The sequence below is a fragment of the Nocardia sp. NPDC004722 genome, assembly GCF_053601505.1.
This window is the reverse complement of sequence record NZ_JBSGBY010000583.1, coordinates 1-5,310: the sequence shown is the minus strand read 5'-3', so window position 1 is coordinate 5,310 and position 5,310 is coordinate 1. Positions and strand designations below refer to the sequence as shown.

Sequence of the window (5,310 nt, the reverse complement as noted above, 5' to 3'; positions counted from 1 at the left end):
GGCCCCGGCGAGCGCGCCGGAGCCGGAGCAGGCCCCGGCCAACCACTCGCCGCTGGCCGAATTCGACGAATCGGTGCTCGCCGACGGCGCGGCGTTATACGCCGAACTCGCCTTGCGGCGACTTACTCACGGCCCGAACGGGTTTCACCGGCAATGAGCTCGACCAGCTGCCGCGCGAAAGCGTCAGCGTCGGTGCGCATTCCATTGTGAGCGCCCGGGAACTCGTTGACGGCCACGCCGATTCGCCGGGCGATCTCCACCGCGGGCCGATAGGGCAGCGCACCCCGGGTCTCGCGCCCGACGGCCAGGGTCAGTCGATCGGCATTCTCGCGCAGGGCCTCGTAATCGGGGATGTACGAGGTGAATTCGCGTAGCTCGTGCTCGAGCATGAGCGGGCCGTTCGCGGCCAGCCGCTCCCACATCGCCGCCGCCCGCGGCGACAGCTCGCTCGGCGCGGGCGCGGGCTTCATCGCCGGGCCGATGCCCGCCAGGAATCGCGCCGACGCCGCCGCGACGCCCTCGGTCAGGAACAGGGTGTGCACCTCCTCGATCATGGCGAGCTGTGCGGCGGCATCGGGCAGCGCGGCGAAACACGGCGGCTCGTGGGCCACCAGGGTCGCGACCTTGTCCGGATGCCGCGCCAGCAGGTCGAGTCCGACGATGGCCCCCGCGCTGCCGCCCACGACATGCACGGGCTCGTCGGTGAGATGGTCGATCAGCCGCAGCGCGTCCTCGCTCTGCACCTGCACCCGCTGCGTGACCTGCGGGCCGTCGAGCGTGCTGCGCGAGTATCCGCGGGGATCCAGGGCCACCACCGTGAAGTGCTCGGCGAGCACCTCGGCCAGCGGGTCCACGGTCCCGGCGTCACCGCCGCCACCGGGCAGGAACACCAGAATCGGTCCCGCACCTCGGGTTTCGTAGTACAGCGTCGCACCGGGGACGCGCAGCGTATCGGACCTGATTTCCGTCGCCAGGGTCATCGAAGGCACCTTCCTATAGTCATTAGGTTCAAACCTAATATACATAGGAACCGGGTTGGGTGCTCAAGAGCCCGCGGCGGACGCGTCGGCGAGGGTGACGCGGGCGGCGAAGACCACGGTGTTGCCCCCTTTGCGTTTGGCCTGGTACATCGCCGCGTCCGAGGACCGCAGCAGGCTGGTCAGCAGGTACTCGCGTCCGCAGTCGCCGATGTGAGCCGAATTCAGCAGTGCGGCACCCACACTGGCGGTGAGGCGAACCGGGAGGTCCTCGATCGATGCGATGGCGCGGCGCACCGCCTCGGCGGCGGCCGCGCAGGTGGTCGGCGACAGCCTGCCGATGAGCGCGAACTCCTCGCCGCCGGTGCGGGCGATGAGGAATTCGCCCGCCACCGCACCGAGTTCGGCGGCCGTGCGCACCAGCGCGTCGTCGCCGACGCCGTGCCCGAAGGTGTCGTTCACCGCCTTGAACCGGTCGAGATCGACCGACAGCACACAGATGTCGCCGGAGCGGGCCGATCCCACGAACCCGGGCAGGTAGTAGTCGAGGCCACGGCGATTGAGCAGCCCGGTCAGCGGATCGGTGAGGGTGTCGACGCGCATCAGCCAGGTACAGAACTGCAAGGTCGGCAGGACCAGCACGGTCGCCGCCACCATGGTCAGCACGAGCGCGGCCGCCAGCCTGGTGTCCCCGCTCCCGCCGCCGTGCGCGACGCGTCCGGTCAGCGCCATGATCGAGGCCAGCGACCAGGCGGTGTGCACCGCAAGGGCTTTCGGGCTGTGGAACAGGCTGAGATAGGCGCCGGTCACCACCAGCAGGATCGCGCCGACCGCACCGTAAACCCGGTCGCTGTCGAGCAGCCCGGCCGCGGTGATGGCGAGATCCGCCGCCGCCACCCACGCCAGCGATTCGACCTCACGCGGCCACGGCAGCAACCACCACCGCAATGTCCACGCCGCCGCCAACGCCCCGATCGCCACGAACACACACCGCGCGATCGTGCCCGTCGGTCCCGCGGGCGACAGCATCGTCAAGATCGTCACCGCACACAGCACCACCCCGCCCAACCCCACGATGAACCGAACCAGCGGCAACGCGGCCGATCCCATCAGAGTCCCGACCAACCCCTGATAGTCCGTCCGATCACGCCACCAGTCCCGAAGCAGCGAAAGACTGTCGCTCATGAATCTGTGCCTCGCGAGTGGACTGCCTGCTATGGATTCACTCGGATGACCCGCTCGATGGGCCCGCGCCGCAACATCGAAAGACCCATCCGATGCTACCCACCGGCCGGTATCAGTGAAGTGACGCAGCGCACACCGAATGGTCAGGAAAGAGTGACTCCGACGAGGGGGGTGGTGGTGGGGGCGGGGGAGCCGCCGGCGGGTTCGACGGAGAGGGCGAGTTGGCTGGCATCGCCGAGGCGCATGAGCAGGGGGTTGGCTCCGGTAGGGAGGGTGGGGACCACGCCGGCCGAACGGGGCTGTCCCGCAGGGGAGATGAGCCAGAGTTGGTAGGTGTGGCCGGAGGGCGGGGCGGGGACGGCGTCGAAGTAGACGATCGCCGCGCCGAGCTGGCGGGAGGCGTCGACGGTGAGGGTGCCGCCGGTGGAGACCGGGACCGTTTGGCGCTGGGCGTCGTCGTGGGTGATGACCTGCTGGGCGGTGAGGTCGCCCGAGGCTGGGGATTGGTTGCGGTAGACGGCGATTCCCGTGCCGATGGCGATGATCACCGCTGCCGCCGCGGCCACCGCGTAGAGGCGCAGTCTGCGTTGGCGGGCCGCGTCGATCGACGAGACGGCGGTGGGAGGCTCGGCGGCCGACGATGCGTCGCTCGAGGACTCGGTGGAGGAAGGCGTGGTGGCTGACCGCGTGGCGAGTTGGGCGTCCAGGGCCGCGCTGATCGTGGACTCGAGTTCGGCGGGCGCGGGGACGGCGTCGACGAGGGTCATCGACGCCAGCGTTTCGCGCAGATCGTGGACGGTGGAACGGAATTCGGCGGCGGTGGGTTCGTCGGCGTGGTCGAGCAGGTGCTCGACGGCGCGCCGATCGGCGTCGGAGAGAGCGTCGAGGGCGTAGGGGTAGGCCAGCTCGAGCAGGTCGGTGTGGGGAGGGATGTCAGGCATCGCGCACCGATCCTGTCAGGCAGCTCTGGAGACGTTTGAGCCCGTCGCGAATTCTGGTCTTGACGGTGTTGAGCGGAATGCCCAGGTGCTCGGCCACTTCCGCGTAGGTCCGGCCGCCATAGTAGGCGAGCGCGACGGTTTCGCGTTGCGTGACGGTGAGCGTGTCGAGACAGCGGACGACCGCCCGCTCATCCGAGCGCTGGGTCACCGTCTCGGCGACGATGTCGTGGTCGCGGCCCAATTGCCGCTGCCCGTAGGTGAGATCCCGGACGGCGGCGGAGGATTCGACCCGCACCCGGTCCACCGACCGGCGGTGGGTGAGCATCATCAGCCAGCCGATCGGACTGGCCAGCCGCGAATCGTATTGCGCGGCAGCGTTCCACACGTAGAGGTACACCTCCTGCGTGATCTCCTCGGCCGGCGCCGAGCGCCGCAGGATCCGTAGCGCCAGCCCGAACACCCGGTCGTGGGTGGAGCGATAGAACTGCGTGAACGCCGCGCGATCACCGTCGGCGATGGCGTGCAGCAGCTCCGCGAGCCGCCGCGCGAGCTCCGGATCGGCGCTGACGCGCTGTGCCGGGCAGGATTCCCCGCCGGTGCCGGGCAGCTCGTCGCGGCCCGTCTCGACCGAGAGAATGCGGCGTTCATCCGCCATAGCGCTGTGTCTCCGTATGTAGGGATGACTCGGTGCTTCCGATGCTGGGGACCACGTGCGGCAGCCGCGGCGCAAGCTCGAGTCGTCGCGCGCTGCCTCCGAGGCTAGCGGTGTCTGCCGGGACATACCTCGATTTCGCTGTGCGAGCCGATTCGGTTTGGTGGCGGCCCGGACCAAACCGTCGCGGGGAGCGGTGCGAAACCCATGCGGCGCTTCCCTGAGAACGGGCGCGCCGCCCGGGGCCCAGAGCCGCCCCACGGCAGAACGGTCACCGGCCGATCCTCGTCTCCCGACCCCGGCCGGTGACCTCCGCCTTCATTCCCTCGGAAGGAAATCGATCATGAAACTCGTTCGACGCACCGTGCTCGTCGCCCTCGCGCTGGCCACGGCGGTCGGCATGTCCGCCTGTTCGAGCACCAAGTCCGACTCCGGCGCCGCCTCCACCACGATGACGAGCACCTCCGCGGCCGCCGCGGCCGCGAATCTGGTCGGCCCCGGCTGCCAGGACTACGCGAAGCAGGTCCCGACCGGCGCGGGCTCGGTCAGCGGCATGGCGCAGGACCCGGTCGCGGTGGCGGCCTCGCACAATCCGCTGCTCACCACGCTGGTCGCGGCGGTGTCGGGCAAGCTGAACCCGCAGGTGAATCTGGTCGACACCCTCGACGGCGGCCAGTTCACCGTCTTCGCCCCGGTCGACGCGGCGTTCGCGAAAATCCCGGCGGCGACCGTGGATTCGCTGAAGACCGATGCTCCCGGGCTCTCGAAGATCCTGACCTATCACGTGGTGGCGGGCCGGATCGCCCCCGATCAGATCGCGGGCACCCACAAGACGGTCGAGGGCGCGGATGTCTCGGTGACCCGCGACGGGAACACCATCAAGGTCGGCGACGCGTCGGTGATCTGCGGTGGCGTGCAGACGGCGAACGCGACCGTCTACATGATCGACACCGTCCTCATGCCGCCCGCCTGATGCCGAAGACGTCGTTATGCCCGAACCCGCGGTCGTTCCCGATCCCGTAAATCTGCCCGAACCCGCTGCGCGCGACCGACACTCACGTCCTCCGTCGATCGGATGGTCGCGCGCGGTGGTGGCCGGTGTGCTCGCCGCGGCCACCGTCCTGGGTGTCGGTCATCTCGTCGCCGCGCTGATCGATCCCGCGTCGTCACCGTTCTTCGTGCTCGGCGCGACCATGGTCGATCACACCCCGCACCAGTGGAAGGACGCGGCGATCCGCCGCTTCGGCAGCCATGACAAGCAGGCGCTGTTCGCCACCATGGCGGCGGTCATGGTGGCCGGGGCGGTGGTGGCCGGTCTGCTGGAGCGGCGGCGTCCGCTGGGTAGCGTGCTGCTGGTCGCGCTCGGCGGCATCACCTTGGTCGCCGCGCTGCAAAGACCCACTGCCAGTGCATGGTTCGCGGTTCCGGCGGTGGCGGGTGTGATCGCGGGCGTCGTGGTCCTGCGGCTGCTGGTGGTGGGTGGGCCGCGTCCGGGTCGGCCCGCGGTCGGCGTCTCCCGCCGCCGGTTCCTGGTTGCGGCCGCGAGCCATGCACT

At 69.8% G+C, this 5,310-nt stretch carries 5 protein-coding genes and 1 pseudogene; 2 read left to right on the top strand and 4 right to left on the bottom strand.

The features are described from left to right. Positions 1–122: 122 nt before the first annotated feature. From ACWELQ_RS37200 to sigK, 4 genes are all read right to left on the bottom strand, one after another. Entirely contained in the window at positions 123–980 is an 858-nt protein-coding gene (locus ACWELQ_RS37200) for an alpha/beta fold hydrolase (RefSeq protein WP_452401707.1), read from the bottom strand. 63 nt (positions 981–1,043) lie between these two features. Beyond that, positions 1,044–2,162 (bottom strand): diguanylate cyclase, encoded by a 1,119-nt coding sequence (locus tag ACWELQ_RS37195; RefSeq protein ID WP_452401706.1) that lies wholly within the window; start codon positions 2,160–2,162, stop codon positions 1,044–1,046. Between the two features lie 143 nt (positions 2,163–2,305). Beyond that, the gene (locus ACWELQ_RS37190) at positions 2,306–3,103 is read right to left on the bottom strand and encodes an anti-sigma factor (RefSeq protein WP_452401705.1); all 798 of its coding nucleotides are present in this window, start codon (positions 3,101–3,103) and stop codon (positions 2,306–2,308) included. After that, positions 3,096–3,758, bottom strand: a complete 663-nt coding sequence (gene sigK, locus ACWELQ_RS37185) for an ECF RNA polymerase sigma factor SigK (RefSeq protein ID WP_452401704.1) — start codon at positions 3,756–3,758, stop codon at positions 3,096–3,098. The genes ACWELQ_RS37190 and sigK overlap by 8 nt, the downstream gene beginning before the upstream one ends. Before the next feature lie 340 nt (positions 3,759–4,098). Here sigK and ACWELQ_RS37180 point away from each other — a divergent pair, with 340 nt between their 5' ends. Both ACWELQ_RS37180 and ACWELQ_RS37175 read left to right on the top strand, forming a co-directional pair. Next, on the top strand, positions 4,099–4,728 hold the full coding sequence (locus tag ACWELQ_RS37180; protein WP_452401703.1) for a fasciclin domain-containing protein: 630 nt from the start codon (positions 4,099–4,101) through the stop codon (positions 4,726–4,728). Between the two features lie 115 nt (positions 4,729–4,843). Further along, positions 4,844–5,310: pseudogene (locus ACWELQ_RS37175) on the top strand (molybdopterin-dependent oxidoreductase); the annotation flags it as partial.